A 26,107-nucleotide genomic window follows, 5' to 3' on the forward strand; every position below is an offset into this window, starting at 1 on the left:
CACAAATCAAGGCAAATGGAGGCGCCGGTTTCATGTATCCAGAGCTCAGGCTTTTCATTGGCGGCACGTGGCGAAAAACCGGGCGCGATATCCCGGTTGTCAATCCGGCAACCGAGGAAGAACTCGGTCGGTTGCCTTGCGCATCGGTGAAAGACCTGGACGACGCGCTGCAAGCGGCCGTCGAAGGATTTAGACTGTGGCGCCGCACATCGCCGCGGGAACGCGCGGATACGATCCTGCGGGCGGCAGCCCTCATGCGTCAGCGGCAGGAAGAAATCGCGCATTCCATTACTCTGGAACATGGCAAGCCTCTGAAGCAGGCCCGGCTGGAGGTCATTCGCGGCGCCGAGTTCTTTGAATGGGATGCGGGCGAGGCGATGCGGACCTATGGCAGGATCATTCCGGCGGCGCAGGGTCACAAATTCGCAGTACATCACCAGCCTGTCGGCGTTGTCGCGGCATTTTCGCCGTGGAACTTCCCCATGAGCCAACCTGCCCGGAAAATCGCCGGTGCTTTGGCCTCGGGCTGTTCGGTGATCCTGAAAGCGGCAGAAGAAACGCCTGCCGGCGCTTTGCACATAGCAAAAGCGTTCGAAGATGCCGGTCTGCCAGAAGGGGTTCTGAATTTGGTGTTCGGTGAACCATCCGAGATATCCGGCCATCTGATCCCGCAGGACCCCGTTCGCCTGGTGGCCTTCACCGGCTCGACAACCGTCGGGCGTCATTTGACCACTTTGGCGGCCCAACACGACACCCGAGTGCTCATGGAGCTGGGTGGCCACGCGCCGGTCATCGTTTGCGAAGATACGGATGTGCAATCGGCAGCCGTTTCAGGCGCGGTTCGCAAAATGCGCAATGCCGGTCAGGTCTGCACTTCGCCAACCCGTTTCTTCGCGCATGAGAGTATTTTTGACGCCTATGCGGCCGGGTTTGTTGCAAGGGCCAAAGCCACAGTCGTCGGCAATGGGCTTGACGCAACCGTTGAAATGGGCCCAACGGCCAACGACCGGCGCGTGCCAGCCTTGTCAGAGCTGGTTGAAGACGCAGTGGCACAAGGGGCAACGCTTGCCACAGGCGGATCGCGGCTTGGTGAGCGGGGATATTTCTTTGAACCCACGGTGTTATTGAACGTTCCTGAAGCGGCGCGGATCATGCGCGAAGAGCCGTTTGGACCGGTAGCGGTGATCAACCCGGTGGCTTCGCTGGATGAGGCGGTCGATCTGGCGAATTCAGTTCCCTACGGGCTGGCGGGGTACGCTTTCACCAATCGGGCGGATTACATCGACCGTCTGATTGACGAGGTCGAGGTCGGTAATTTGTCGATCAATACGCTTGAAGCATCGATGCCGGAAACGCCCTTTGGGGGCGTGAAATCCAGTGGCTATGGTCGGGAAGGCGGAACCGAAGGCCTTGAGAATTACATGACGGTCAAAAACGTCTGGCAATCGGCCGAGATCTGCTGAAAAAGACCCCGACACCTGCACTTGTCGACTTTTTCGCGACCAAGCCGGCCTTTTTCCTTTCGAAACCGACCAAAGGGCCAGTGCAGCGCTGCGGTTGCGATTTCAATACCTGCGGAATCGACAGAGGCGGCAATGCGCCCTTTCTGATGGGGCGCCCGAACGCGGATCATGACCTATGTCAATGACAGTAAACCCGCCTTGCTGTCCATTGGCCGGGAATTTCTGGTCGGACTGTGCGACAAAACCATCGCGTCCTTTTGCCGGTGATGATCAGCGTTTCGGCTGACCTGCGGGGGGGTCCCGCCGGGCGGCCTGAGCTCCGGAGGGACGGATGAACACTTGGCTGACGCTATCTGCACCAACCCCTGCCGGGGATACCGTGGGCTTCGAGAGGTTGGCGGGGCTGCCCTCCGTAACGCCCACCCTTGGCATGAACTCTGACTGCGCGCGCGTGTTTGAGCTTTGCGGCCAACCCGAGCCGGATTTGTCGTCCGAGCAAGAAGGCGGTGACGGCATAGGTCGCGCCGCGCATGGTCGGTATGGCATGGATACGCTGCCGTTCGTTGCTGATCCCAGCTCGGATTTGGAAGAATTCAAGGCCGGCCTGCCAATCCCGATCCGGCCGAACAGCCGGGATTTGCAGGACGCTTAATATTTTCGGAGACTCAAAATGGCTGATGGATGTGCCTGTGACCGCCACGCCCACATGTATCTGACTGTCGAGGACGCCCTTGAGCGCGGTCTTTCCGTCGCCGATCCTGTCACTGAAACCGAGATTTTGCCGCTGGAACAAGCAATAGGCCGGGTTCTGGCCGAGGATTGCGCCAGCAAGGTCGATATGCCTGCCTTCGACAACTCGGCCATGGATGGCTATGCCGTCCGCACTGGTGATCTGGGTGATGGGCCGGTGTTTGAGCTGCCCATCGCCGGGCGCGTGGCCGCGGGTGACTGCGGCGACCATGATGCCCCCGAAGGCAGCGCTTTGCGCATTTTTACGGGCGCTCCGGTGCCGCCTGAATTCGATGCCGTGCTGATGCAGGAAGATTGCGATCTTCTGATCGACAGGATTCGATTCAGCCGCCGCCCGAAACCCGGCCAGCATATCCGGCGTGCGGGGGAAGATCTTTGTGCCGGGAGTCCGGTCCTGCGACGGGGCTGTCAAATTGGACCGCGCGAGATGGCCGCCCTGGCATCCGCAGGGTATGGTGAGGTCCTGGTGTTTCGAAAACTGAAGGTCACGATCTTTTCGACAGGCAGCGAACTGCGTCAACCGGGCGAACCCCTCGGCCCCGGCCAAATCTACAACTCGAACCGTTATATGCTGCTGGCGCTGTTGCAAAAACCCTGGATCGAACTGACCGACCTGGGACCGGTCGAGGATGACCCGACCCGTCTGGAACAAGTTCTGCGCGAGGCATGCGATGCCTCGGACCTCATCGTCACGACTGGGGGCGTGTCAGTCGGGGATGAAGATCACATGCCCCGGCTGTTCAGCGCGATTGGCGGTGAAACCGATGTCATGAAAGTGGCGATGAAGCCCGGTAAACCGGTCATGTTCGGGCGGCGCGGGCGCGCTCTTTACGTTGGTCTGCCCGGCAACCCGGTGTCAGCCTATGTGACATGGCAGATAATCGGGTCGCAGATGATGGCGCGGCGCGCAGGCTTGTGCCACAGACCTCAGATAACTGTTCAGGCCGTGCTGGCTGAACCCGTGCAGCGTCGCGCGGGTCGTCAGGAGTATCGTCCGGTCCAGATTGACGGCACTTCGCCGCGTGGCCTTCCCAATGTACGTCTGATGGCGCCCTCCTACAGTGGCCGTGTCGCCTTGCTGGCGCAGGCAGACGGGTTGGCGATCATACCGGCCGAGATCGAAGACCTGCCCGCTGGGCATTCGATTGAATTGTTGAGGTTCTGATCCCTGCAACAGGTGCGATGCGATTTATCTAGCAACTGCAACGCCGCGGTCATGGTGGGCACCTGGAAAACTGCCCGATCGCGCGCCAATCAATCCGAATACCGGCCTGAAAATTGTCGCAACCGATAAACTCCGTGACGGATTACGTCGTGACTGGGGCTTTCCCGGCGGCACATGATGCTACGGCGCACTGAGGTTAAGGACACAAATTCATGCGGTATTCGGCACTCGCGATCATGCGGCAGGTTTTGAACGGGCACCGGGGCTGGACACCGGCTTGGCGCGATCCCGAGCCTCAATCAAGCTATGATTTCATCGTGATCGGCGGCGGCGGTCACGGCCTTGCGACGGCATACTATCTGGCCAAGGAACACAACGCCGCCAAGGTGGCGGTTCTGGAAAAAGGCTGGATCGGTGGCGGCAACGTGGGGCGAAACACAACGATCATTCGTGCCAATTACCTGTTGGATGGCAACCAGCCATTCTATGAGCTGTCGCTGAAACTGTGGGAAAATCTTGAACAGGACCTGAACTACAATGCGATGGTCAGTCAGCGCGGTATTCTGAACCTCTGTCATACGGACGCGCAGCGTGACGCGTATCGCCGTCGTGGCAACGCGATGATGTTCACCGGATCTGGGGCGGAACTGCTGGATGCAGAGGGCGTTCGTGCGATGTATCCGTTCCTGAACTTTGACGATGCGCGCTTTCCGATCAAGGGCGGTCTGTTGCATCGCCGCGGTGGTACGGCGCGTCATGACGGTGTCGCTTGGGGCTATGCCCGTGCCGCGGATCAACGGGGGGTCGACATCATCCAGAATTGCGAAGTCACCGGGTTCCGCATCGAAAACGGAAAACTGCTGGGCGTTGAAACCACACGGGGTTACATCGGCGCCAAGAAGGTGGGCGTGGCGGTTGCCGGGTCTTCCGGGCGCGTGATGGCACAGGCGGGGATGCGCCTGCCGATCGAAAGCCACGTGCTACAGGCCTTTGTGACCGAAGGGCTGAAACCGGTGCTTGACGGAGTGATCACTTATGGCGCCGGACATTTCTATGTCAGCCAATCGGACAAGGGCGGTCTGGTCTTTGGCGGCGATATCGATGGCTACAACACCTATGCGCAACGTGGCAACCTGCCCGTGGTCGAGGACGTGGCCGAAGGCGGCATGTCCCTGATGCCGATGATCGGTCGCGCGCGCCTGCTGCGGATGTGGGGCGGCGTGATGGATATGTCGATGGATGGCTCGCCGTTCATAGATCACACCGGAATTGAAGGGCTCTATTTCAATGGTGGCTGGTGCTATGGCGGGTTCAAGGCAACCCCAGCATCTGGTTTTTGTTTCGCGCATCTGATGGCCACCGACCGACCGCATGACGTTGCAACTGCCTATCGTCTGGACCGGTTCAGAACCGGGCGGATGATTGACGAAAAAGGCGTGGGCGCACAGCCCAACCTGCATTGAGGAGGCCCGGACATGATCATCAATCATCCACTGCTTGGCCCGCGTGACGCGTCGGAATTCACCTATCTGGGCGACGCGAGCCTGATCAATCGGCCCGACTGGCAATCCGACACGGCCGCCGCCGAGTTTCACGACTATGTCTACCTGCGCGACAACCCGGCAGGAACCCACCGAGAGCTGTGGTTTCACGAGCAGGGCGACCGCTCGTGGCTGGTTGTGACACGCGACACGCTGACCCATGAAATTCTGGCAACGGAACTGGCGCGGGATGTAGCCCGCACGACGGGACGGGGAAAATGACCCAGAACAATCGTTTGCAGGGCGGTCTGATCGACCGGTCCAAAAAGCTGCGCTTTACCTTCGATGGCAAATCCTACGAAGGCTATCAGGGCGATACGCTGGCCTCGGCGCTGCTGGCCAATGACGTGCGGTTGGTTGGCCGTTCGTTCAAATACCACCGTCCACGCGGTGTGCTGGCCTCGGGCTCGGAAGAGCCCAACGCGCTGGTCGAGCTGCGCACGGGCAACCGGCAGGAGCCCAACACACGCGCGACCACGGTCGAACTGTTCGACGGGCTCGAGGCGACATCACAGAACCGCTGGCCCTCGCTCGCCTTCGATGCGCTGTCGATCAATGATCGGCTCTCGCCCTTTTTGACGGCGGGTTTCTATTACAAGACCTTCATGTGGCCCAAGGCGTTCTGGGAAAAGCTCTATGAACCGATGATCCGCAAGGCGGCCGGTCTGGGCAGCCTGACGCAGGAGGCCGACCCGGATATCTACGACAAGGGCTATTTGCATTGCGATGTCCTGGTTATCGGCGCCGGTCCTTCCGGCCTGATCGCGGCGTTGACGGCGGCGCGGTCTGGCGCGCGGGTCATTCTGGCGGACGAAGACAGCCGGATGGGCGGGCGTCTGTTGTCTGACTGTGATCGGTTCGAGGGCATATCGAATGCCGATTGGGTCGCGCAGACACTGGGAGAGCTGGCGTCGATGGACAATGTGCGCCTTCTGACGCGCACCACCGTGTTCGGCGCCTATGATCACGGCATTCACGGCGCGCTTGAGCGGGTCTCGGATCACCTTGCGGTGCCCGAGGCGGGGAAACCGCGCCAGATTCTGTGGCGCATCTACGCGAAGCACTCGGTGCTTTGTGCCGGCTCTACCGAACGTCCGATTGCTTTCGAAAACAACGACCGACCGGGCATAATGCTGGCGGGCGCGATGCGGGCCTATGCAAACCGCTGGGCTGCGACACCGGGCCAGCGCGTGGCGATCTTCACCAACAATGACGAAGGACACCGCGCCGCACAGGATTTGATCAAAGCCGGGATCAAAGTTGTTGCCGTGATCGACCCGCGCAACGATGCACCGCGCATTGCCGAATGTGAATTGCTGGCCGGGGCGCAGGTCACGAACACGCAGGGCCGTTTGGGGCTGAAATCGATCACCGTGCAGATGGCCGATGGTCAGACCCGCCCCATCGAAGTAAGCGGTCTGGGCGTTTCGGGTGGGTGGAATCCGAATGTGCAACTGACATGCCATCAGCGCGGCCGCCCGCAATGGTTCGAACCGCTTGCAGCTTTCACCCCACCTGCCGAACTGCCCAAGGGTATGAGTGTTGCCGGTGCCGCCGCTGGCAACCTGACCAGCCACGGGGCGATCGCCTCGGGCACCAATGCGGCACTTGCGGCGCTTGACGGGCTGGGGATCAGGGCCTGTCCGGTCGACCTGCCGAAAGCCGAGGATGATGAGATCCGTATCACCCCGTTGTGGCATGTGCCCGGCAAAGGCCGCGCGTGGCTGGATTTCCAGAATGACGTGACCGTCAAGGATGTCAAACTGGCCGAACAGGAAGGCTTCCGCAGTGTCGAGCATCTGAAACGCTATACCACCCTTGGTATGGCGACGGATCAGGGTAAAACCGCGAATGTCGGCGCGCTGGCCGTGATGGCCGAGATCACCGGCAAGAGCATTCCCGAAACCGGCACGACCATCTTCCGGCCACCGTACACGCCCGTGGCGATGGGGGCCTGGGCCGGGCGCTCGGTCGGAAAAGAATTCAAACCTACGCGACTGACGCCCAGCCACCAATGGGCCCAAGAACAGGGCGCGGTATTCGTCGAGGTGGGCCCCTGGCTGCGTGCGCAATGGTTCCCCAAGGCTGGAGAGACCCATTGGCGCGAATCCGTGGATCGCGAGGTTCTGGCTGTACGCAGCGGTGTCGGCGTCTGCGACGTGACCACGCTGGGCAAAATCGACGTCCAGGGCGCGGATGCCGCGGAATTCCTCAACAAGATCTATTGCAACGGCTTTGCCAAACTGCCGGTGGGCAGAACCCGCTATGGCCTGATGCTGCGCGAAGACGGCATAGCCATGGATGACGGCACCGCCGCCCGCCTGGCCGAGGATCACTTTGTGGTCACCACCACAACCGCAAACGCGGTTGGAGTCTATCGCCACATGGAGTTCGTGCATCAATGCCTGTTTCCGGACATGGATGTGCAGATGATCTCGACCACCGACGCTTGGGCACAATATGCCATAGCGGGCCCGAAATCCCGCGAGTTGCTGCAAAAGGTCGTTGATGACTGCCATGACATCAGCAACGAAGGTTTTCCCTTTATGGCGTGTGGCGAGGTGACAATTGCCGAGGGGATCCCGGCGCGGCTGTTCCGCATCTCGTTCTCGGGCGAGTTGGCCTACGAGCTGGCTGTGCCTACCCGGTACGGTGACGCGCTGATCCGACATTTGATGGCGCTTGGAGAGCCCTTTGGCGTAACGCCGTATGGCACCGAAGCGCTTGGCGTTCTGCGGATTGAAAAGGGCCATGCCACCGGAAACGAACTGAACGGAACCACCAGCGCCCACAATCTGGGCATGGGGCGCATGGTCTCAACCCAGAAAGACAGTATCGGTGCGACGCTCAGCGCACGCGAAGCACTGACCGATCCGGATGGCCTGGCTTTGGTCGGCATTCAGCCGGTCAACAACGCCGATACCGTGCTGGCCGGTGGCCATGTGTTCGACGAGGATGCGCCACACCTGCCGGAAAACGATCTGGGCTATGTCACATCGGCTGCCTATTCGCCGCACCTGTCCAGCAGCATCGGCCTGGCCTTTGTAAAACGCGGGGCGCAGCGATTGGGCGACACCGTGCAGATTGTCAGCCCGGTGGATGACACCAACATCAAAGCGACGCTTGTCAGCGCGCATTTCGTTGACCCCGAAGGAGAACGGCTCCGTGCGTGATTTTGTTGCCAAGACCGCCATTGGCGGCAGTGAACCCAAACGGGACGTGGTCGGAACTCTGACCTTTCAGGAACGGGAGGATGTGGCGCTGGCATCCGTCTCGGCCCGGTTGGGGCAGGAGGAAACCGTCAAAGCCAAACTTCAAACCGTTTGCGGAATCCCGGCGCCTGACGCGGGGCGGTGGGAAAAGGGCGAAACCAGCAGCTTGCACTGGCTGGGCTCGGATCAGTACCTGTGCGAAGAAGCTTTTGCAGGCCCGTTGGAGCTGGCCAGGCGTATGGAAACCGAACTGGCCGGCATAGCGTCGGTGACCGATCAGTCGGACGCGTTCACACGCATCGACATGACCGGGCAGGGTGCCACAGGCTTGCTGCAACGCCTGACCGTTCTGGATGTCGAACAGATGCAGGCCGGAGCCTTCAACCGTACCGCAATCCACCATGTGGGATGCCTGCTGCGCTGCAATGAGGCGAGAACGGATTTCTCGGTCTACGCGCCACGCAGCTATGCGATTTCAGTTCACCACATGCTGATCGAGGTGGCCAGGGCTCTGTGAAGGACGGTGCCCAAAGGACAAAGCCGCGTGTCTGGCGCCGCGGCTTCGGTCCTTGCGCTCCTGAGTCGGTGGCAGACCGAATTCGCGCCGATAGTTGCTTGAAAACGAACTGGCGCTGTCATACCCGACCGAAAGCGCGATTTCCTGCAAAGGCTGGTCGGTATAAAGCAGTTTTTGCCGCGCCGCATCCAGTCGCAGCCTGCGATAGTAACCTCCGGGGCTGATCCCCGTTTCCTTCTTGAAATGCCGCTCCAATTGCCGGATGGACATGCCAACGCGTTGCGAAACCTGCTCGATCGAGATCTTGTTTTCGATGTTGTTTGCAAACAACTCGATGGCCCGCCGAACCGGGCGCGGCAGGGCATTGCGGGTCTGATTTTTGCTGTAGCCCGGCAAAACCTGCAACGTATCGGCATCACGCAAAGTCGCGTATTGGAACCAGCAGGCCGTTTCTACGGCAACCGCATCGGACACCTCATCCGAAATCAGGCCCAGCATGAATTCAAAAACCGCTGAAGTCCCGGCAAAGGACATTCGGTTGCGATCTATCGTATAGAGCGTGTCGCACAGGTTCACCCTGTCGAATTGTTCCTTCAAAGCAGCGGTATAGCAGAAATGCGCGCTACATCTGTAACCATCGAAGAACTTTTCTTCCGCCAGCGCAAAAAGTGAGCCGCTGACCGAACCGATCCGCGCGCCACGGGACAAAAGCCGTCGCAGCGCTCCGCCCGAAGCCTTGCGATCCTTCAACCGGGCTGATGCCCCGGCAAAGACCAGCACGACGTCGGTTTCCTCCACCTCGGACAATGCCTTGTCAGGGTTGATGCTGAGGCGTGAGCTGGACATGATCTGTTGTCCATCTTCCGAAACGACAGTCCAGCCAAGACCATCGCTGCGGCTGATCTCATTGGCCACGCGCAGCGGGTCGATGGCCATGGACAAGGCAGCAAGCGGGAAATCTTCGAGGCACAGAAAGGTAAAATGGGTCATGCTTTGTCTCTTTGCCAGCACGATACCCCAACTACACCGATTTCGTCAGAACACCAAACGATGGGCGCGGCCGCGCTCGTATAGTTTTCGGTTCAACTCATCCGCTTCGGGCGCGCCGTATTCCAGCGCGAACACAAACGCATGTGTAAGGTAAAAACAAGCAGCGTCGAGATCCTGGTTTTGCTCGGCCCGGTCGGCTGCCTCGTGGTACAGCCGGATCAGCGCAGGCACATCATTATCCGCATGAGCCTGCAACAGGTGCTTGTCGAGTTCTTGCAGATCCAAGGTCAGCCTCTTACCGGAAACGCGAAGTGTGTTGGCCTGTACGCAATCATACGCTTTCTACCTTTTTGCGCCTGAGTTCTGATTTCCCAGCGCCGTTAACGATGCGGACCGGCCCTTGATGAACCCATCACACGCATCCGCACGCGTCTTTGCGCAATCGTGGAACATCGCCTGCACCTGCGATGTTCCTGATTGCAAATGACCGAGCAGGATACATCCGTGGCGCCCTCAGCCCATGATCCGGCCGGAAAGCCGTTTATGCCTCGGCACGGGCTTTTTCGATCTGAGTGGCCACCCAGTGGTGGAAACAATGCGTTGGGCCATCCATCGCGGGCGAGAAACGGCCGCCGTCGAATTTGACGCCATGACGGCCTTTCTGCATGCCCTCGACCACGAACACATCCTCTTCGAAAACGGTTTTCCAAAGCTGCGCGTTCTTTGCGCGCAACGCTTCGTGCTCGGGTGCGTCTTCCGGTTTTTTGGCGTAGTACAGCTCGATCCTTTCGTTCGACCGCTCATGCGTGATCGGATCGATGATGAAGGCAAATCCATGGTCGCGTTGAACACCCAGCAAGGTGTTCGGGTACACGACGATGTATTCCGCCCCTTCGTTCCACTTTTCGCTCAGATTCTGGAAGTCATCCAGTTTTTCGCCGTTTTGACCTTCAAACTGGCGATAGACGTAGGTGCCCTGACCCGAATACTTGCCCAGTTCATTGATGTTGTAGTGGTCTTCCAGACGCGAATAGCTGTTGAGACCCGGGTGAACCCAGGGCAGGTGATAGCTTTCGCAGAAATTTTCGACCGCCAGTTTCCAGTTCGACTCCAGCTCGAGCCGGACAGACGCGCCGGCACCGCCATGATACATGGGCTGTTCGAAATCTTTCCAGCGTTCCATCAATTCGCGATGGACCTCTTCGAACTCCGGGGCGTTGCCATCCACATTCACGAAGACAACGTCGCGCCAGACATAGGAACGTATGCGGATCAGGCCCAGTTCAGCAAAGTCCAGATCTTCATGCGTGTTCTGTCCGGGGCCACCTACATGCGGCGCAGTGCGCAGTTCGCCATTCAGGCCGTAACACCAGCTGTGATAGGGGCATCGGATCGCGCCGCGGATTTTCTGCGGCTTGTCGACCAAAATCATTCCGCGATGGCGGCAGGTGTTCTGGAAAACGCCGATCTGCCCGTCACGGTCGCGCACCATCAGAAGCGGCACCCCGAGGAAGTCGATCGGAAAGGCATCTCCCGCTTCGGGAATGTCTTTGCCAAAACCTATGCCCGACCAGTTCGCGAACAGGACCGCCTCCCGTTCCTCGGCGAAGACATCGGGATCGATATAATGCTCGTTCGGCAGGCCCTTGGCGGTGTTTACCGGGGTCAGAACAGACGAAAGCGCTGAATGCTTGTTCATCGGTTGCTCCTGAGTAATTCGGAATGTGTTGAACGTTACTCCCATTGGCCGGTCGAGCCGGCTTCATTCAATATCAAAAAACCTCATGGCCGATTGAGGCAGACTAAACCGAACCCCCGGACAATTCATCCAGCAACCAGTTTTTCAGCGCCAGGGCACCTTCTGTCAGTTGGTCGTCCGGGCGACCGACGAGGTAAAAATTGTTCGGGGCAGGGAGGCTGAATTCTTCCAGCGCAACAAGTTTTCCTGATGTCAGCATGGGCTGGATCAAGCGTTTCCACCCCAATGCAAGCCCGGCCCCTTTCCGGGCCAACTGCAACGCCAACGCATAGCTGTTTACGCGCGACTGCACCGGTACAACTCCGGTATATCCGAGGTCGTGAAACCAAGACGGCCAAGTGGTCCAGGTGTTGTCCTGCGTTTCAAGGTGGATCAGGCGACGTTCGACCAGGTCTTCAAGGCTTGCCCCCTTCAGTTCCATGGCCATCTCGGGGCTACAGACCGGCGTCAGAGTATCACGGTACAGTTTAGTATGGTTCAGCTGCGAGTTCACGTCACGACCGTAACGGATGAAAAAGTCGATATCCGGTCTGTCCGAGAATGGCTTGTCTTGCGCCATCTGGTTCACTTTTACGTGCGGGTAGTCTTGCCAGAACCGGATGACCGACGGAGAAAGCCACAACGCCGCCACTGCGGTAGTGGACCCGACCGTCACCGGATTTTCTGAATCGCCGCTGCGAATCTTTTCAAGCACCTTCGATATCTGCCGGAACGACGAACCGAGCACTTCAAACAGGTCCTGGCCATCCTCGGTCAGCTCTACGCCCCTGTGCTTTCTGACGAACAGCGCCGAACCCAGTTCACTTTCCAGCGCTTTTATCTGATGGCTGACAGCGCCTGGCGTAACCGACAGTTCGCCGGCCGCTTCTTTGAAGCTGAGATGCCGCGCGGCGGCCTCGAAGGCCGACAAAGTCGTGAGTGGTGGAAGATTATAGTGGCGTCGTGACATGGGTGCTGCGTTGCTCAAAAGGTAGAGGTGAGCTACATTCATCCGAATGTGAGAAATTTTGCAATTGAAATCTATGTTTTTTCCTGCTGTTTGCGATCGGGTACAGAACCAAGGTCGACCGAGAACGAACAGGATGTGTAATGGATACACAAGTTGCCCGCCTCGTGCGCAAAACACGGCTGAGCCCGGACACGTCCGATTTTTGCTTTGAAATCGAAAACGGCCGCTTCACAAGCCTTCAACCCGGTGCACATGTCGATATCCATCTGGCCGACGATCTGGTGCGGCAGTATTCACTGTGGAGCTGGAGTCAGGACGGCCGTGTAATCAATGTCGCCGTCAAACGCGAAGATGAAGGGCGTGGCGGCTCGGTGGCCATGCACGCGCTTCAAGAAGGGGCGATGGTCGAAATTGGCGGGCCGCGGAATCACTTCAAACTCGAAAACCACGATCGGCATGTCACGTTGATCGCAGGCGGCATCGGGGCGACTCCGCTGGTTGCAATGGCGCGGGAACTGATGAACCGCGGGCAGGATTTTCAGGTCTACTACCTTGTAAGATCGAAAGAATTTGCAGCGATGGACGCGCAGTTCAGGGCCCTTGGGCTGGATGAATGGTATCATTTGCATTGCGATGACACAGACGGCATGTTTGATCTGGCATCGGTCATGCAATCGATGCCGGTCGGTGCGGATGTGTATACCTGCGGACCTGAACCGATGCTGAATGCTGTTCTGGAAGCAGGTGCATCCTTGCGTGGCGGGGCAATCCATTTTGAACGATTTGCACCCGCCTCTGACATCGACCACGACCCAAACGCGGAATTTCAGATCGAAATCCAGTCAACCGGCGCGGTCTACCCGGTTGGAAAGGAGGAAACCATTCTCGAAGTATTGCAAAGCAACGGCGTGCATGTCGATTTCGGCTGCTCTGAAGGGTTGTGCGGGTCATGCATTGTTGACGTAGTGTCAGGGCAGGTCGATCACCGCGACGGAATACTCACACCGCAAGAGCAGGAAAGCCACGAATTCCTGTGCACCTGCGTTTCGCGGGCCAAGTCCGATAAACTGGTCCTGAAGCTGTGAAGGACGCAGTGGTCACAACAAATCATGTCGCCGTAGTGTTCTCGCTAACATCGCAATCGAGTGAATTCGGTGGTCGCTTCATGTGATCGAAGTGTCGGATTCTCAAGTTAGAACATCTCACCCTTGCTATAGGTTTTTCGAAACTGGAAACCCAACAACCACTTTGGATGCTGCGACGATATTCAACCACAGGCTGACTTACCACCAGGACCGGTGATGACAGCAGGCAGCAAGTAATCGGAGGAAATTTGCAGTAAGAGACGTAATGGGAGCACGCGTTATTACTGCAAGCCCAAGTTTGGGCTGAACACAACTCAACATCGGTTTGTGCAACGTGCATGATTGTCCACGTCGTGCAACGCGATGTTTTCCAGCACTTTTTCAGAAGAACAAAAACGACACACTCGAGGAGGAACGCGCGATATGTCGATACCCGAACCTTTCACGGACGTTGAAATAGAAACGGCTGATTCCGGATTCTATGAAAACTACAGCGTCCCAATTGCCCTGATCAGCAAGGCCATCATGGTCGGGCTGGTCCTGTGGGCCCTGGTTTTCCCAGCGAATGCAAACAGCACATTGGGCAGCCTGAACAGCCAGTTGCTGGAGGTCTTCAACAGCTTCTACATCGTCATTGTCGGTTTTTTCTTCTTTTTCCTTGCCGTTGTTGCGATCATCCCGTCCACGGGTCGTCGGATCATGGGAACGCCGGGGGAAAAGCCCGAGTTTTCGAACTTCTCATGGTTCTCCATGATGTTCGGTGCCGGTCTTGGTGTGGGGCTCATGGTTTTCGCCACAGCAGAACCGCTGGGTCTTTGGGGATCGAACCCGGTTGTCGTTTCCGGCGCGGTCGAAGGTAACACACCTGAGGCATTGCAATCGGCTTACCGCTTCACTTTCCTGCACTATGGCTTCCACGCCTGGGCGATCTACGTTGTGACCGGTCTGTCGTTGGCTTACTACGCTTACACACGCGACATGCCTTTGACGATCCGCTCGGCGCTGACTCCGCTGTTTGGCCGTTTCGTCAACGGCTTTTTCGGCCACGTGGTCGACGTTTTGGGCGTTGTCGCGACGATCCTCGGTGTGTCCGTAACCATCGGTTATGGCGTCAGCCAGTTCATCGACGGACTTTATGCGATCACCGGCATGCAGTGGATCATGGATTTGGGCGGCGAGGTGCCGACCCCCAGCAAGGTTGGTCTGATTTCAGGCTTGGTCGTCATCATGGGCCTGTCGATCATTTCGGCGGTATCCGGTGTTGGCCGGGGTGTTAAGTACCTGTCCAACCTGAATCTGGTGCTGTCGATCATCTTGCTGGGCACTTTCGTGGTCTTCGGCTCGTTTGTCTTTGCCATGACCACTTATGGTACTGCCATGGTCGATTATGTCCTGCACTTCCTGTCGCTCAGCTTCAACGCCTATGGCCCGCTGTCGGCCGAAGCATTCGCAGCGGCCCTGCCGGCCGAGGCGCAAGCATATGCCGCAGACCTGATGGGTGGGGCGACCAACGCCTGGGGTAGCTTCGACGGCTTCAAAAGCGGTCTGGAAGGTGCAGCAGCCGAGTTGGACGAAGCAACCTTGGCCGCGGCTTATGCTGCGGGTGAGCAAGGTCGTCAATTCGGCTGGCAGGCAGGCTGGACCACCTTCTACTGGGCATGGTGGATCGCGTTCTCGCCCTTCGTGGGTCTGTTCCTGGCGCGCATCTCCAAAGGTCGCACCGTCCGCGAGTTCATCTTGGGCTGCGTGTTCGCACCTGCGCTGGTGTGTTTTGCCTGGATGACCGTTCTGGGCGGTACAGCGATCGATCTGGAACTGGCAGGCGCGGCAGAAGGTGCGATCATCGGTGCATCGAATACCAACAAGCTGTTCACAACACTGTCTTACATGATCGACGGTGGTCTACTGTCCATGCTGAACGTTATGTGCGTGATCCTGATCATGACCTTCCTGGTGACCTCGGCGGACTCGGGCATTCTCGTGATGAACACCATCATGTCAGGTGGTAGTCAGGAAACCGGTATCAAGCACCGCATCATCTGGGGTGTGATCCTGACGGCAGTGATCGGTGCGCTGATCCTGGCGGCGGGTGAAAACAACCCTATGGACGCGCTGCGCAATGCCATGATCATCGGCGCGCTTCCGTTCACCATGGTGATGGGCTTGATGTGCGTATCGCTGGCCAAGGCGCTGTTCCGCGACAGTCAGCGTGACAAGCACTCTGCCAGCAGCACGCAGGCAGCCGAGTAAGGCGTAGGCACAAGAAAAACCTGGTCAGGCCGCCCCCATCTGGGCGGCCTGTTCTTATTGGGCAAAGTGTCGCCTTTGACGTGAAAAACCCCAATATCACCCCGAGGCCAAAGCCGCACTGATCGGCGAACCAACCTGCCCCTTGTCGACCGGCCGAATACCCCGTACGTCCGCCGCCCTTGGCTGACGTGGTGACATTTTGCACACCGGACCGGCGAGGGCCGCATCACCCGCCAAGGTCGATGTCCTTGCGGTTGCAACTTTGGTTGCAGGGCCGCCTTAGTGCTATGGGCAGGGACTAGCGCTTACCCTGAACGGCATCGCTCAAGGTTTCGCCACCGATCTGGTTGTTTGCGCCTTGCGCAAAGCCGGGTGGGACAAGGTTCTGGTCAATATCGGAAAGTGTTATGCAAGCGGCCATCAGAGGCTGCTGGGCGTCTCGGATCCAGTGCACGGACTTGTCGAAGTCACGCATTTGAAAGACAGCGCCATTGCTACGTCCAGTCCCGGCACCGGACGCTACGACGCCAGACGCGCTTTCAACGGCATTCTGTCATGCTTCCGAGGCAGAAATAGCCGCGACCCTTGCGCGGGCAGCCGGCGAGTGCATCGCGATCTGTGTCCGCCCCAATGGAAAAGTGGTGACACTGCAAGGATAAAAAGCCCCGGATCACACCGGGACTTTTCGATTTTACCGACCAATTCTTTACAAGCAGTCTTCAACTGCGCGTTTGGTCATGACGGAAACAAGATGGGCTCGATACGCCTTGCTCCCATGCAGATCCGCAATCATGTTCGCCGGATTTACACGCAGGTCCATAAGGGCATCAGGGCGAAATTCCTTGTTCAGCGCCTGTTCAGCCTCGGACCACCGGAAAACGCCGTCCTCGCTCGCGCCGGTAACCGCGACGCGTACGCCGTCCGCAAAGCGAGCCAGGTAGACCCCAACAAGCGCAAAACGCGACGCTGGCTGAAGGAATTTCCGGTAGCTCGCGGCTTGCGGTACCGGGAAACGGATTGATGTGATGATTTCACCCTCATCCAGAGCTGTCGTGAACATTCCCTGGAAAAAGTCATCGGCGGCAATCTGGCGCGTATTGGTCACGATAGTCGCCCCTGATCCCAATACGCCTGCCGGATAGCAGGCCGCAGGGTCATTGTTGGCAACCGAGCCGCCAATCGTCCCGCGGTTGCGGACTGCCGGATCGCCAATCTGACCGGCCAGCGCTGCAAGCGCTGGATACGACCCTGCGGCCTCGCGGGCGACGACAGCGTGGGGCGTCGCGCCACCGATCGACACCGATCCGTCATCCTCGATGCAAACGCCTTGCATCTCGGGAATTCCGCTGACCGACACCAACTTGGACGGGGCCGCCAACCGTTGCTTCAATGTTGGGATCAGCGTCTGTCCGCCCCCCAACGCCTGCGCATCCTCGGCGGCCAGTGCAGCAACCGCATCAGCAATGGTCGAGGGTTTCTCAAACTCGAAACTGTACATTTCGTCTTTCCTTTCCGAAAGGCGCGGATCCGCCCTTCATCTGGCTGTAAATATCCCGGGGGTCGTTATTGGTTGCGTCATTGGTCCGAGAAACCAATGGCGACGGGCCGGCCCCCGGTCCGCTCTCTCCACTCAACCGTTCATCGCCGCCCAAACGCGCGAGGGGCTGACCGGCATGTCGATATGGTCCACCGCCTTGCCGCCCGAATTCAGCGCGTCAAGAACCGCGTTGACGACCGCAGGCGGCGACCCGATCGCACCGGCTTCGCCACAGCCCTTTACGCCCAAAGGATTGTGCGTACACGGCGTCTGGCTGGAATGATCTACGCCGTAGAATGGCACGTCATCCGCACGCGGCATCGCATAGTCCATGAAGGACGCACTCAGCAGCTGGCCGTTTTCGTCATAGGCACAGTTCTCAAGCAGCGCCTGCCCGATGCCCTGACCGATACCGCCATGGACCTGACCATCCACGATCATCGGATTGATGATGTTGCCGAAATCATCCGCCGCAGTGAATTTCTCGATGCTGACCTGACCGGTTTCCGGATCGACCTCGACCTCGCAGGCATAGGCGCCTGCCGGGAAGGTAAAGTTGGCCGGATCATAGAAAGCGGTTTCCTCCAATCCGGGTTCCACTTCCAGCGGATAGTTGTGCGGGACATAGGCCGTCAGGGTCACATCGCCCCAGGCCACTGACTTATCAGTACCCGCGACGCTGAACTGACCGTCCTTGAGCTCGATATCGGCCTCGGACGCCTCCAGCAGATGCGCCGCGATCTTCTTGGCCTTTTCGATCACCTTTTCGGTCGCCTTGACCATGGCCGAGCCACAGACCGCCAGCGAACGCGAACCGTATGTGCCCATACCAAACGGGATTTTCGAGGTATCGCCATGCACGATCTCGACCATCGACTCGTCGATACCGATCATGTCGGCCACCACCTGCGGAAAGGCCGTCTCGTGCCCTTGCCCATGGCTGTGCGCGCCGACCATGACGCTGATGGAGCCTGTCGCATTTACCCGAACCGTTGCCGCATCATAAAGACCCGCTCGGGCGCCGAGCATGCCGACAATGTTGGAAGGCGCGATGCCGCAGGCCTCAATATAGCAGTTGATGCCCAAACCCCGAAGCTTGCCGTTGGCTTCACTTTGCGCGCGCCGCGCTGCAAAACCTGCCAGATCGGCGGCGGCCTCAAGCTTGTCCATCGTTCCGTTGTAATCCCCCGTGTCATAGGTCAGCGCCACCGGCGTGTCGTAGGGGAACTGCGTGATGAAGTTCTGTCGACGCAGGGCGATCGGATCGGCACCCAGTTCGCGCGCGGCTTTGTCGATTACACGTTCCAGCTGGTACGTCGCCTCGGGGCGGCCTGCGCCGCGATAGGCGTCCACCGGCACCGTGTTGGTGAACATCGCCTTCACGTTCACCTGAATGACCGGCGTCTTGTAGTTGCCCGCCATCAGCGTCCCGTGCAGCCAGGTCGGGACCGAGCTGGAAAAGGTCGACAGATACGCGCCCAGATTGGCGTATGTGTTGGTGCGCAGGCCGACGAAATTGTTGTCGGCATCCAGCGCCAGCTCGATCTTGCTGACATGGTCGCGGCCCTGTGCATCCGACATGAACGCCTCGGACCGGCTGGCCGTCCACTTGACCGGGCGGTTGCAGGCCTTGGCGGCAAAGGTACAGAATGCCTCTTCCGCATAGTGGAAAATCTTGGTGCCGAAACCGCCGCCCACATCCGGCGCCACGACGCGGACCTTGTGCTCGGGCAGGCCGAGCACGAAGGCGCACATCAGCAGCCGGATCACATGCGGGTTCTGCGACGTGGTATAAAGCGTATACTCATCCGTGCCCCGGCTGTATTCCGCCACGGCCACGCGCGGTTCCATCGGGTTGGCGACCAGACGGTTGTTCACAAGCTCCAGCGTGGTGACATGAGCGGCGTTGGCAAACACCTCGTTCACCTTGGCATCGTCCGCCTCACCCAGCTGCCAGTCATAGCAGATGTTGTTCTTCAGATCGTCATGGACCAGCGTCGCGCCATCCTGCGCGGCTGCCTTCATGTCGATCACCGCGGGCAGTTCCTCGATATCCACTTCGATGGCCTCAGCCGCGTCGCGGGCCTGCTCAAGGCTGTCGGCCACAACGGCTGCGATCGGGTCGCCCACATGACGCACTTTGCCTTGCGCCAGAATGGGGTGCGGCGGCTCTTGCATCGGCGCGCCGTGCTTGTCGGTGACTTCCCAGCCGCAGGGCATGCCGCCCACGCCGTCGAAATCCTTGCCGGTAAACACCTTGACCACACCCGGCATGCCTTCGGCCGCCGAAGTGTCCACGGATTTGATCCGGCCATGCGCGATGTCGGACCGCAGAAAATGCACATAGGCCTGGCCATGTACGTTGATGTCGTCGGTATAATTGCCTGCTCCGGTCAGAAAGCGCACGTCCTCGCGCCGCTTGGAACTGGCTCCGATGCCACTGTCTTTGGGCATTGCTTGTTCTCCTCCCATAAACGGATACTGTTGCATCCCTCACTCATCCCACGGGCGTGCTTCCGACGCCCGCAGCGGCATCATTCCGCAGCGATGCTGCCCACGTCCTGGCCGGATGCGGCCATGATCGCTTTGACGATGTTGTGATATCCGGTACAGCGGCACAGGTTGCCCTCCAGATACTTCCGGATTTCGGCCTCGGTCGGGCGCGGGCTCTCTTTCAGCAGCGCGGCGGCGCTCATTACCATGCCCGGAGTGCAGAATCCGCATTGCAGACCGTGGTGATCCTGAAACGCCTGCTGTATCACGTTCAACGACCCATCCGCTGTTGCCTGGCCTTCGATCGTGCCGACATCAGCCCCATCTGCTTCGGCAGCCAGCATGTTGCACGATTTCACCGCTTCGCCATTCACATGCACCACGCAAGCGCCGCATTGCGCAGTGTCGCACCCCACATGCGTGCCCGTCAAAGACAGATGATCGCGCAGAAAACCGGACAGCAATGTCCGGCCCTCGACGTCTCCGCTTACGGCTTTGCCGTTCACGGTTATGGAAATTTTCATGACTTTCTCCTCCCTGAATTCCAAAGGATCAACCGCCTAACACGCGCTTGATCCAACCTTTCTTTTCTTCCCCGGTCTCGCCTTCTTCCGAGGTTTCGGGCTCGGATGCATCCTGAGGTTCGACCGCATTCTGGAAGTTCTCAAAGAACTGGTCGGCCATTTTTTTGGCAACCCCATCGATCACGCGCCCCCCCAACTGAGCCAGTTTGCCACCGACGCGTGCATCGACCGCGTAGGTCAGCAGTGTGCCTTCGGGGGCATCCGACAAGGTGACGTCGGCCACGCCTTTGGCAAATCCGGCGGCTCCTCCCTTACCTTCACCCGATAACTTCACGCTTTCAAGCTCCACGAGATCAGAAAGGGTTACAGAGCCTTTGAACGTCGCTTTGACCGGGCCTACTTTTTGCACGACGGTGGCCTCGAACCCGTCTTCGATCGAGCCTGTCATCTCCTGACATCCCGGCACGCATTCCTTCAGAACTTCTGCCGACAAGAGCGAGGCCCAGACTTTGGATCGCGGCGCGGCGATGACGCGGCTGTCACTGAGTTCCATTTCACTTCTCCAAGTATATTTTTGTTACGCTACGCGGTGTCCGCAGCCTTGCCTATAAGACCTTGGGTGTAGTCACCGTAGGGCAGGGGGTGAATGTGTAAGGCCGCGACGTTTGGAGATTTCGGCGATGCGCCTGTCCTGCAACGCCGCATAAATGGCGTCGTCAACAGCATAGCTGAGGCCGCTATAGGCGAAATGAACGTCCACGCCAGCGGTCCATGAACTGACGGCAAAACCGGGAAGGGGTGGGGTATTGAAGTCAAGCTCCGGCGTCAGCCTGACCTCAAGGTTTTCGCCGGCAGCCACCAGATTGAAACGCGCGTCAACACCCAGCTCTTCGGCGATCAATGTTCCGGTGTCGATATCCACGCCCTGTATCTTGCCGTCTTTCTCATAGGACCACGGGGCAAAGTCGTCATAAGCCGCAAATTTGATATAGCCGCGCGCGACGATGGTATCGAGATCAGCGCCAAGGATATCCCGGCTGGCGTTTTGTGGTTTGGGTTGAGACACACGATCCTCGCATCGGGCCATCGCCATTCCGGATGAAAGAGCGGCAGCCAACAGGGAGAAAGAAAACGTGCGTCCGATCATGTGCCTCAGTCTGCCTTCCTGTTACGCGGCAGACAATCCAATTGTGAGTTGTTTCGCCGCCTATGAGAAATCAGGGCTGCCGGCTGAGATCAAAACAGCTGCGCGGAAGGCCACGCTGTCATCGACAGGGCGCCCGATCCTGTTTCCACGGTGCTGGCAATCTGGCTGAGATCCGACTGAAGCGCTGCGGCATCACCTTCTCCACCGTCGGCCATGGATGCCAGCAGGTCACGGATTTCTTTCAGCCGATCCGTATAATCGTCCAGCGCACCATCGTCGGGGCGTGTTTCGATATAGGTGCGAATGGCCCGGGCGGCCTTTTGGCCCAACAGATCTCCGAAGGCCGGCAACTTGGTGATCTCGTTCTGGGGCGTGATGTGGTCAAGAAGGTCAACTATCTGAACCAGGGTGGTACCTTGTGGATCTTCCGCCTGCCAAAGGAACTGGCTTCGGTGAACTGATCCGGGATCCGACAAAACCCTGACGCGTACCCCTGATCCGGGGTGCGCGTTGTTATACGACCTTCCGCCAGTATGCGTGGTTTTCATTCGTTGCTAGGATTGGTTAGGCTGGAGACCATTTGAATGCAAAAGGCTATACCAGATGTTTGCTGAATCCGCCGCGCGCAATGATTTCGATAACGTTCTGATCGTTGATGACCATCCGTTGTTTTGCGACGCCTTGTCGATGACCCTGCAAAGTGTGGCTCAGATCCGGGAAATACATACGGCAGACCGACTGGAGGACGCCTTGGATCTGCTGGCAAGTGGGCTGAAACCCGATGCGGTCATGCTGGATCTCAATTTGCCGGATGTGGACGGTCTGGAAGGTCTGATCCGCTTGAAGGCTTCCACGGACGCACCGGTGATCGTGGTGTCGTCTCTGACGGATAACCGCGTTGTCAGCCAGGTGATACAGGCCGGCGCATCAGGCTATGTCCCCAAGCACAGTCAGCGCGACGTGTTCCGCACTGCATTCGAGACAGTGCATGCCGGTGACGTTTTCGTGCCGGAGGGCTGTGTTTTGATTGACGCAGAGGAAGAGGACGAACACGGCGAAGCCGTAAAACGACTGGCGACACTGACAAATCAGCAGGCGCGCATCCTGCAACTGATCTGCGAAGGCAAACTGAACAAGCAAATCGCCTATGACTTGTCGATTGCGGAAACGACGGTCAAAGCGCACGTGACAGCAATAATGCGAAAACTGGGTGTTCAAAGCCGCACGCAGGCGGTTCTGATCGTCAAGAAAGCGTCCTTTGCCAGTGTCTTGCAAGACCAAGGCTAAGCGTCATACTCTCACGTCATCGTCGCGCTTTTAGGGAGGAGGCACGATGGACCAAGCAGTCGGGTGGGCAACAGCCCGGGCCCGTACGCCAGGCATCGTCAAAACGGCTTTTGCACGCCACGACACCGGGCAGTCGATCGAGACACTCAAACGCCAGTTGGGTGATGACCCACTTGCGCTTGTCATTCTTTTTGTCAGCCCGAACGCCGATGCATCCGTGGTGATCGCGGATGCCGAACGAGCCTTTGCGCCGACCCCGATTGTTGGTTGCACCACCGCCGGAGAGCTGGCGGATAGTGGGTATTGCGAAGATCAGATCGTCGCGATCGGCCTGCCGCAATCCCATTTCGACATACGCACGGTTCTTGTTCCGGATCTCAACGAATTCGATTCCGACAGCATCATCAAAGAGATGATCCACAACAGAAATGCGATGATGGCGAACGCACCCGACTGGAGCCATGAATTCACTTTTCTGATGATCGACGGGCTGTCGACAAAAGAAGATGAACTGACGTCGGAATTGGCTGTGGGGTTGGGGCCGGTACCATTGTTCGGCGGTTCGGCGGGGGATGGAACCAAATTCGGGCGCACATATGTTCTGTATCAGGGACAGGCAAGAAGCAACGCAGCCGTACTCACGCAGGTTCGCACGCGGTGTCCGATCAAGGTGTTCAAGACCGATCACCTTCTGCCCACCGCCCATCGCATGGTCGTGACCAAGGCAGACCCGGCAAAACGCATCGTTCAGGAAATCAATGCCGAACCCGCTGCCCGCGAATACGCCCGTATTCTCGGCAAAGACCCCGAACAGCTCACCACATTCACATTCGCGGCCCATCCGGTCGTTGTGCAAATAGGCGGGCAACACCATGTCCGCGCGATCCAGCAGGTGGCGGGAAATGGCGATCTCGTCTTTTTTTCGGCGATTGACGAAGGCTTGGTCCTGACGCTGGCAGAACCTCGGGACATGGTTGAACATCTACAGGAAGAAATCAGCCTGTTGACCGAGAAGCAGCAACCCGACACCATTTTGGGTTGTGACTGCATCCTTCGTCGGCTGGAGGCCCAGCAAAAGCAGAAGACGCACGCGATCTCGGACATCCTGTCCCGCCATCACGTGGTCGGTTTCTCGACCTATGGAGAGCAATTCAATTCGATCCATGTGAACCAGACCCTGACCGGCGTGGCGATATACCCGCCCGAGAAAGAGTAAGGTATGATCGAGCATCTCACAGACCCCTCGGACTCCCTTGATCGTCAGAACGAGAAGCTTAGGAAAATCGCCGAAGCCCTGATGCGGCGGGTCGAAGAATCCACCAATGCCTCTGGCGCGGCTTATGCTCAGTTCCAACGGGCGGCGGTGCTTGAACAAGAGGTCCGCGCCCGTACGGATGACCTTGAGCGTGCGCTTGAGCTTCTGAATGACTCCAACGCCAGGTTGGCGCAGGCCAACAAGGAAACCGAAGCGGCGCGCGCAGATTTGGCAAATGCGATCGAAACGGTGCAGGAAGGCTTTGCCCTGTTCAATCGTGACGAAGAACTGGTGCTGTGCAACAGCCGGTTCGGGATGCATATGCCCGACATTCAGGAACAGCTGAACCCCGGCTTGCGCTTTGCCGACTACGTGGAACTGGTCAGCCAATCCGGGTTCCTGTCCTTGCCAGAGACAATGACCCCAGAAGACTGGGCCAAAAGCCGTCTGGATCGTCACGCAGATGACCACGTGGTGTTCAATGTTCGTCTTTCGGGCAATCGGTGGACGCAGGTGTCAGAACACCGCACCCCAGACGGGGGCACCGTGATCCTGCAAACCGACGTGACAGATATCATGCGGATCGAACGGCAAGAAAGGGATCGCATTCTTGACGATAAGGCGCGGTTGATCCGCGCCACGCTTGAACATATCGATCAGGGCGTCTGCATCTTTGACAACAAGCACCGCATGATCGGGTGGAACACCCGCGCAAGCGAGCTTTTGGCCATACCGATCACTCAGTTTCAGATGGGCACGCGGTTTGAAACCCTGTCCAATCGCCTGGGCGACAACATCAGCTTTCAGAAAGGCATAACCGAGGCGGATCTGCTGGATTGGGTCAGCCGACCAACCTATCGCCGCCCTCTTCAGTTCCAGATGCATCGGGGGCGATCGAAAATCCTGTCGGTCTTTGCCCAGGAAATGCCCGATCGGGGCTTTGTGATTTCCTTTACCGATGTAACTGCGGAACGGAGGTCTGCGCAGGCCTTGTATGAAGCCAAGGAACTTTTGGAACAACGTGTGGCGTCACGCACAATGGAACTTGCGGACGCGCTGAACGAGGCTGAACGGGCGAACGCGTCAAAATCGCGTTTTGTGGCCGCCGCCAGCCATGACCTGTTGCAACCTCTGTCTGCTGCAAAGCTCTATGTTGCGTCACTGGGCAGCGGTTTGGACACTGACACCGCCCGAACTGTCGCAGCAAAAGCAGAAAGCGCCCTGAACAGTGTCGAACACATTCTCGAAGCCCTGCTGGACATCTCAAAGCTGGATTCCGGGCGGGCCAAGGCGCATCTGTCCACAGTGTCGGTGGGCGAGCTTTTCTTGCAGATGGAAGACGCATTCAATCCCGTCGCCCAGGCCAAAGGTCTGAAATTGCGTTTTGTTGACACAAAGGCTCTGGTCACAAGCGATGCCAGTTACCTTCGGCGTATATTGCAGAATCTGCTGTCAAACGCGATCCGGTATACCGAGACCGGGAAAGTTCTTGTTGGTGTCAGGCATCGCAAGAACGCAATTGCTTTGGAAGTCTGGGACACGGGCATCGGCATAGCATCAGATCAAAGAGATATCGTGTTTCAGGAATTTCAGCGTTTGCATTCAGATGCCAGCGCCGCCGAAGGCATGGGGTTGGGTCTTGCGATTGTCGAGCGGGCCTGCGGATTGCTTCAACACCCCATCCACCTGTTTTCCGAAGTTGGAAAGGGAACGGGGTTTTCGGTCGAAATACCTTTGGCCCGGGCAAATCCAGAGGTTTCTCTCTGCTCTTCAGTGGTACAAAAACCGAACTCGAATGTGCTGGGCAACACCGTCGCCCTGTTGATCGAAAACGATGAAAACCTGCGCGGCGCCTTGACCATGACCATCGAATCCTGGGGCGTCGAAGTTCTTGAATGCGAAAGCGAAAGCGAAGCGATTGGCCTTCTGCGCGAAATAGGTATCCTGCCAGATTTTGTTGTCGCAGACTATCAATTGAACAACGGGAAAACAGGTACGGACGCCATGCGTGCCCTGACGGATGAATTCGGGCATTTGCCCGGCTGCATTATTTCAGCCAATCGATCACAAGAGCTTGTCCAGCAGTGCAAACAAGCAAAGCTGCCGCTGTTCTACAAACCGATAGATGCGCAACAGCTCAAATCGACGCTGGAGGCCTCTGTTGCGCGCGGCATCTGAGTTCT

Annotated in this window: 23 protein-coding genes and 1 pseudogene; 14 read left to right on the top strand and 10 right to left on the bottom strand. The window is 58.3% G+C overall.

The features are described from left to right. Nucleotides 1–32: 32 nt before the first annotated feature. From GOW04_RS07720 to GOW04_RS07750, 7 genes are all read left to right on the top strand, one after another. Complete coding sequence (locus GOW04_RS07720; RefSeq protein ID WP_171232097.1) at nucleotides 33–1,463, top strand: NAD-dependent succinate-semialdehyde dehydrogenase; 1,431 nt, start codon at nucleotides 33–35, stop codon at nucleotides 1,461–1,463. 331 nt (nucleotides 1,464–1,794) lie between these two features. Beyond that, nucleotides 1,795–2,115, top strand: a complete 321-nt coding sequence (locus GOW04_RS07725) for a hypothetical protein (RefSeq protein ID WP_171232098.1) — start codon at nucleotides 1,795–1,797, stop codon at nucleotides 2,113–2,115. An 18-nt stretch (nucleotides 2,116–2,133) separates the two neighbouring features. After that, on the top strand, nucleotides 2,134–3,378 hold the full coding sequence (gene glp / locus GOW04_RS07730) for a gephyrin-like molybdotransferase Glp (RefSeq protein WP_171232099.1): 1,245 nt from the start codon (nucleotides 2,134–2,136) through the stop codon (nucleotides 3,376–3,378). Nucleotides 3,379–3,590: 212 nt separating this feature from the next. Then, nucleotides 3,591–4,841 (top strand): sarcosine oxidase subunit beta family protein, encoded by a 1,251-nt coding sequence (locus tag GOW04_RS07735; protein ID WP_171232100.1) that lies wholly within the window; start codon nucleotides 3,591–3,593, stop codon nucleotides 4,839–4,841. 12 nt (nucleotides 4,842–4,853) lie between these two features. Further along, nucleotides 4,854–5,141: a sarcosine oxidase subunit delta gene (locus tag GOW04_RS07740; RefSeq protein ID WP_171232101.1), complete on the top strand. Its 288-nt coding sequence runs from the start codon at nucleotides 4,854–4,856 to the stop codon at nucleotides 5,139–5,141. Then, nucleotides 5,138–8,092 carry a sarcosine oxidase subunit alpha family protein gene (locus GOW04_RS07745; RefSeq protein WP_171232102.1) on the top strand — a complete coding sequence of 985 codons (2,955 nt, stop codon included), beginning with the start codon at nucleotides 5,138–5,140 and terminating at the stop codon, nucleotides 8,090–8,092. Before GOW04_RS07740 ends, GOW04_RS07745 begins: the two co-directional genes overlap by 4 nt. Then, nucleotides 8,085–8,648 carry a sarcosine oxidase subunit gamma gene (locus GOW04_RS07750; RefSeq protein WP_171232103.1) on the top strand — a complete coding sequence of 188 codons (564 nt, stop codon included), beginning with the start codon at nucleotides 8,085–8,087 and terminating at the stop codon, nucleotides 8,646–8,648. The genes GOW04_RS07745 and GOW04_RS07750 overlap by 8 nt, the downstream gene beginning before the upstream one ends. On the opposite strand, the gene GOW04_RS07755 is transcribed toward GOW04_RS07750, so the two are convergent. From GOW04_RS07755 to GOW04_RS07770, 4 genes are all read right to left on the bottom strand, one after another. After that, nucleotides 8,607–9,638, bottom strand: coding sequence for a GlxA family transcriptional regulator (locus GOW04_RS07755; RefSeq protein WP_171232104.1), 1,032 nt, complete (start codon nucleotides 9,636–9,638; stop codon nucleotides 8,607–8,609). The genes GOW04_RS07750 and GOW04_RS07755 overlap by 42 nt on opposite strands. Nucleotides 9,639–9,683: 45 nt before the next feature. Next, complete coding sequence (locus tag GOW04_RS07760; RefSeq protein WP_171119331.1) at nucleotides 9,684–9,923, bottom strand: hypothetical protein; 240 nt, start codon at nucleotides 9,921–9,923, stop codon at nucleotides 9,684–9,686. A gap of 256 nt (nucleotides 9,924–10,179) precedes the next feature. Further along, the gene (locus tag GOW04_RS07765; protein ID WP_152460334.1) at nucleotides 10,180–11,337 is read right to left on the bottom strand and encodes an aromatic ring-hydroxylating dioxygenase subunit alpha; all 1,158 of its coding nucleotides are present in this window, start codon (nucleotides 11,335–11,337) and stop codon (nucleotides 10,180–10,182) included. Nucleotides 11,338–11,440: 103 nt separating this feature from the next. Beyond that, complete coding sequence (locus GOW04_RS07770; RefSeq protein ID WP_171205174.1) at nucleotides 11,441–12,346, bottom strand: LysR substrate-binding domain-containing protein; 906 nt, start codon at nucleotides 12,344–12,346, stop codon at nucleotides 11,441–11,443. A 140-nt stretch (nucleotides 12,347–12,486) separates the two neighbouring features. On the opposite strand from GOW04_RS07770, the gene GOW04_RS07775 reads away from it, so the two are divergent. The 3 genes and pseudogenes from GOW04_RS07775 to GOW04_RS22205 form a co-directional block, all read left to right on the top strand. Next, the gene (locus GOW04_RS07775; RefSeq protein WP_171232105.1) at nucleotides 12,487–13,431 is read left to right on the top strand and encodes a PDR/VanB family oxidoreductase; all 945 of its coding nucleotides are present in this window, start codon (nucleotides 12,487–12,489) and stop codon (nucleotides 13,429–13,431) included. Nucleotides 13,432–13,854: 423 nt separating this feature from the next. After that, on the top strand, nucleotides 13,855–15,681 hold the full coding sequence (locus GOW04_RS07780) for a BCCT family transporter (protein ID WP_171232106.1): 1,827 nt from the start codon (nucleotides 13,855–13,857) through the stop codon (nucleotides 15,679–15,681). 343 nt (nucleotides 15,682–16,024) lie between these two features. Next, nucleotides 16,025–16,129, top strand: a pseudogene (locus tag GOW04_RS22205) (hypothetical protein); the annotation flags it as partial. A gap of 258 nt (nucleotides 16,130–16,387) precedes the next feature. Here GOW04_RS22205 and GOW04_RS07790 read toward each other — a convergent pair. The 6 genes from GOW04_RS07790 to GOW04_RS07815 form a co-directional block, all read right to left on the bottom strand. Next, nucleotides 16,388–17,179, bottom strand: coding sequence for a xanthine dehydrogenase family protein subunit M (locus GOW04_RS07790; protein ID WP_171119327.1), 792 nt, complete (start codon nucleotides 17,177–17,179; stop codon nucleotides 16,388–16,390). A 132-nt stretch (nucleotides 17,180–17,311) separates the two neighbouring features. Continuing rightward, nucleotides 17,312–19,672 carry a xanthine dehydrogenase family protein molybdopterin-binding subunit gene (locus GOW04_RS07795; protein ID WP_171232107.1) on the bottom strand — a complete coding sequence of 787 codons (2,361 nt, stop codon included), beginning with the start codon at nucleotides 19,670–19,672 and terminating at the stop codon, nucleotides 17,312–17,314. Between the two features lie 80 nt (nucleotides 19,673–19,752). Then, a complete protein-coding gene (locus tag GOW04_RS07800) occupies nucleotides 19,753–20,235 on the bottom strand; it encodes a (2Fe-2S)-binding protein (RefSeq protein WP_171232108.1) in 483 nt (160 codons plus the stop codon). 28 nt (nucleotides 20,236–20,263) lie between these two features. Next, the gene (locus GOW04_RS07805; protein ID WP_171232109.1) at nucleotides 20,264–20,788 is read right to left on the bottom strand and encodes a CoxG family protein; all 525 of its coding nucleotides are present in this window, start codon (nucleotides 20,786–20,788) and stop codon (nucleotides 20,264–20,266) included. Nucleotides 20,789–20,860: 72 nt separating this feature from the next. Beyond that, nucleotides 20,861–21,382 (bottom strand): transporter substrate-binding domain-containing protein, encoded by a 522-nt coding sequence (locus tag GOW04_RS07810; protein WP_171232110.1) that lies wholly within the window; start codon nucleotides 21,380–21,382, stop codon nucleotides 20,861–20,863. A gap of 89 nt (nucleotides 21,383–21,471) precedes the next feature. Beyond that, entirely contained in the window at nucleotides 21,472–21,711 is a 240-nt protein-coding gene (locus GOW04_RS07815; protein ID WP_174830304.1) for a hypothetical protein, read from the bottom strand. On the opposite strand from GOW04_RS07815, the gene GOW04_RS07820 reads away from it, so the two are divergent. The 4 genes from GOW04_RS07820 (at nucleotide 21,703) to GOW04_RS07835 (ending at nucleotide 26,102) form a co-directional block, all read left to right on the top strand. Further along, a complete protein-coding gene (locus GOW04_RS07820; RefSeq protein WP_171232055.1) occupies nucleotides 21,703–21,843 on the top strand; it encodes a hypothetical protein in 141 nt (46 codons plus the stop codon). The genes GOW04_RS07815 and GOW04_RS07820 overlap by 9 nt on opposite strands. A 142-nt stretch (nucleotides 21,844–21,985) precedes the next feature. Beyond that, nucleotides 21,986–22,669 (top strand): response regulator transcription factor, encoded by a 684-nt coding sequence (locus GOW04_RS07825; RefSeq protein WP_152460325.1) that lies wholly within the window; start codon nucleotides 21,986–21,988, stop codon nucleotides 22,667–22,669. 46 nt (nucleotides 22,670–22,715) lie between these two features. Next, nucleotides 22,716–23,885: an FIST N-terminal domain-containing protein gene (locus tag GOW04_RS07830; protein ID WP_171232111.1), complete on the top strand. Its 1,170-nt coding sequence runs from the start codon at nucleotides 22,716–22,718 to the stop codon at nucleotides 23,883–23,885. Between the two features lie 3 nt (nucleotides 23,886–23,888). Next, nucleotides 23,889–26,102 carry a PAS-domain containing protein gene (locus tag GOW04_RS07835; protein WP_171232112.1) on the top strand — a complete coding sequence of 738 codons (2,214 nt, stop codon included), beginning with the start codon at nucleotides 23,889–23,891 and terminating at the stop codon, nucleotides 26,100–26,102. Nucleotides 26,103–26,107: the final 5 nt, after the last annotated feature.

The sequence above is a fragment of the Ruegeria sp. HKCCA4812 genome (genome assembly GCF_013034245.1).
Classification (GTDB): Bacteria; Pseudomonadota; Alphaproteobacteria; order Rhodobacterales; family Rhodobacteraceae; genus Ruegeria.

Coding starts and splice junctions, on each gene's coding strand:
- GOW04_RS07720 (WP_171232097.1), top strand. CDS start 33: ATGTATCCAGAGCTCAGGCTTTTCATTGGCGGCACGTGGCGAAAAACC.
- GOW04_RS07725 (WP_171232098.1), top strand. CDS start 1,795: ATGAACACTTGGCTGACGCTATCTGCACCAACCCCTGCCGGGGATACC.
- glp (WP_171232099.1), top strand. CDS start 2,134: ATGGCTGATGGATGTGCCTGTGACCGCCACGCCCACATGTATCTGACT.
- GOW04_RS07735 (WP_171232100.1), top strand. CDS start 3,591: ATGCGGTATTCGGCACTCGCGATCATGCGGCAGGTTTTGAACGGGCAC.
- GOW04_RS07740 (WP_171232101.1), top strand. CDS start 4,854: ATGATCATCAATCATCCACTGCTTGGCCCGCGTGACGCGTCGGAATTC.
- GOW04_RS07745 (WP_171232102.1), top strand. CDS start 5,138: ATGACCCAGAACAATCGTTTGCAGGGCGGTCTGATCGACCGGTCCAAA.
- GOW04_RS07755 (WP_171232104.1), bottom strand. CDS start 9,638: ATGACCCATTTTACCTTTCTGTGCCTCGAAGATTTCCCGCTTGCTGCC.
- GOW04_RS07765 (WP_152460334.1), bottom strand. CDS start 11,337: ATGAACAAGCATTCAGCGCTTTCGTCTGTTCTGACCCCGGTAAACACC.
- GOW04_RS07770 (WP_171205174.1), bottom strand. CDS start 12,346: ATGTCACGACGCCACTATAATCTTCCACCACTCACGACTTTGTCGGCC.
- GOW04_RS07775 (WP_171232105.1), top strand. CDS start 12,487: ATGGATACACAAGTTGCCCGCCTCGTGCGCAAAACACGGCTGAGCCCG.
- GOW04_RS07780 (WP_171232106.1), top strand. CDS start 13,855: ATGTCGATACCCGAACCTTTCACGGACGTTGAAATAGAAACGGCTGAT.
- GOW04_RS07790 (WP_171119327.1), bottom strand. CDS start 17,179: ATGTACAGTTTCGAGTTTGAGAAACCCTCGACCATTGCTGATGCGGTT.
- GOW04_RS07795 (WP_171232107.1), bottom strand. CDS start 19,672: ATGCCCAAAGACAGTGGCATCGGAGCCAGTTCCAAGCGGCGCGAGGAC.
- GOW04_RS07800 (WP_171232108.1), bottom strand. CDS start 20,235: ATGAAAATTTCCATAACCGTGAACGGCAAAGCCGTAAGCGGAGACGTC.
- GOW04_RS07805 (WP_171232109.1), bottom strand. CDS start 20,788: ATGGAACTCAGTGACAGCCGCGTCATCGCCGCGCCGCGATCCAAAGTC.
- GOW04_RS07810 (WP_171232110.1), bottom strand. CDS start 21,382: ATGATCGGACGCACGTTTTCTTTCTCCCTGTTGGCTGCCGCTCTTTCA.
- GOW04_RS07825 (WP_152460325.1), top strand. CDS start 21,986: ATGTTTGCTGAATCCGCCGCGCGCAATGATTTCGATAACGTTCTGATC.
- GOW04_RS07830 (WP_171232111.1), top strand. CDS start 22,716: ATGGACCAAGCAGTCGGGTGGGCAACAGCCCGGGCCCGTACGCCAGGC.
- GOW04_RS07835 (WP_171232112.1), top strand. CDS start 23,889: ATGATCGAGCATCTCACAGACCCCTCGGACTCCCTTGATCGTCAGAAC.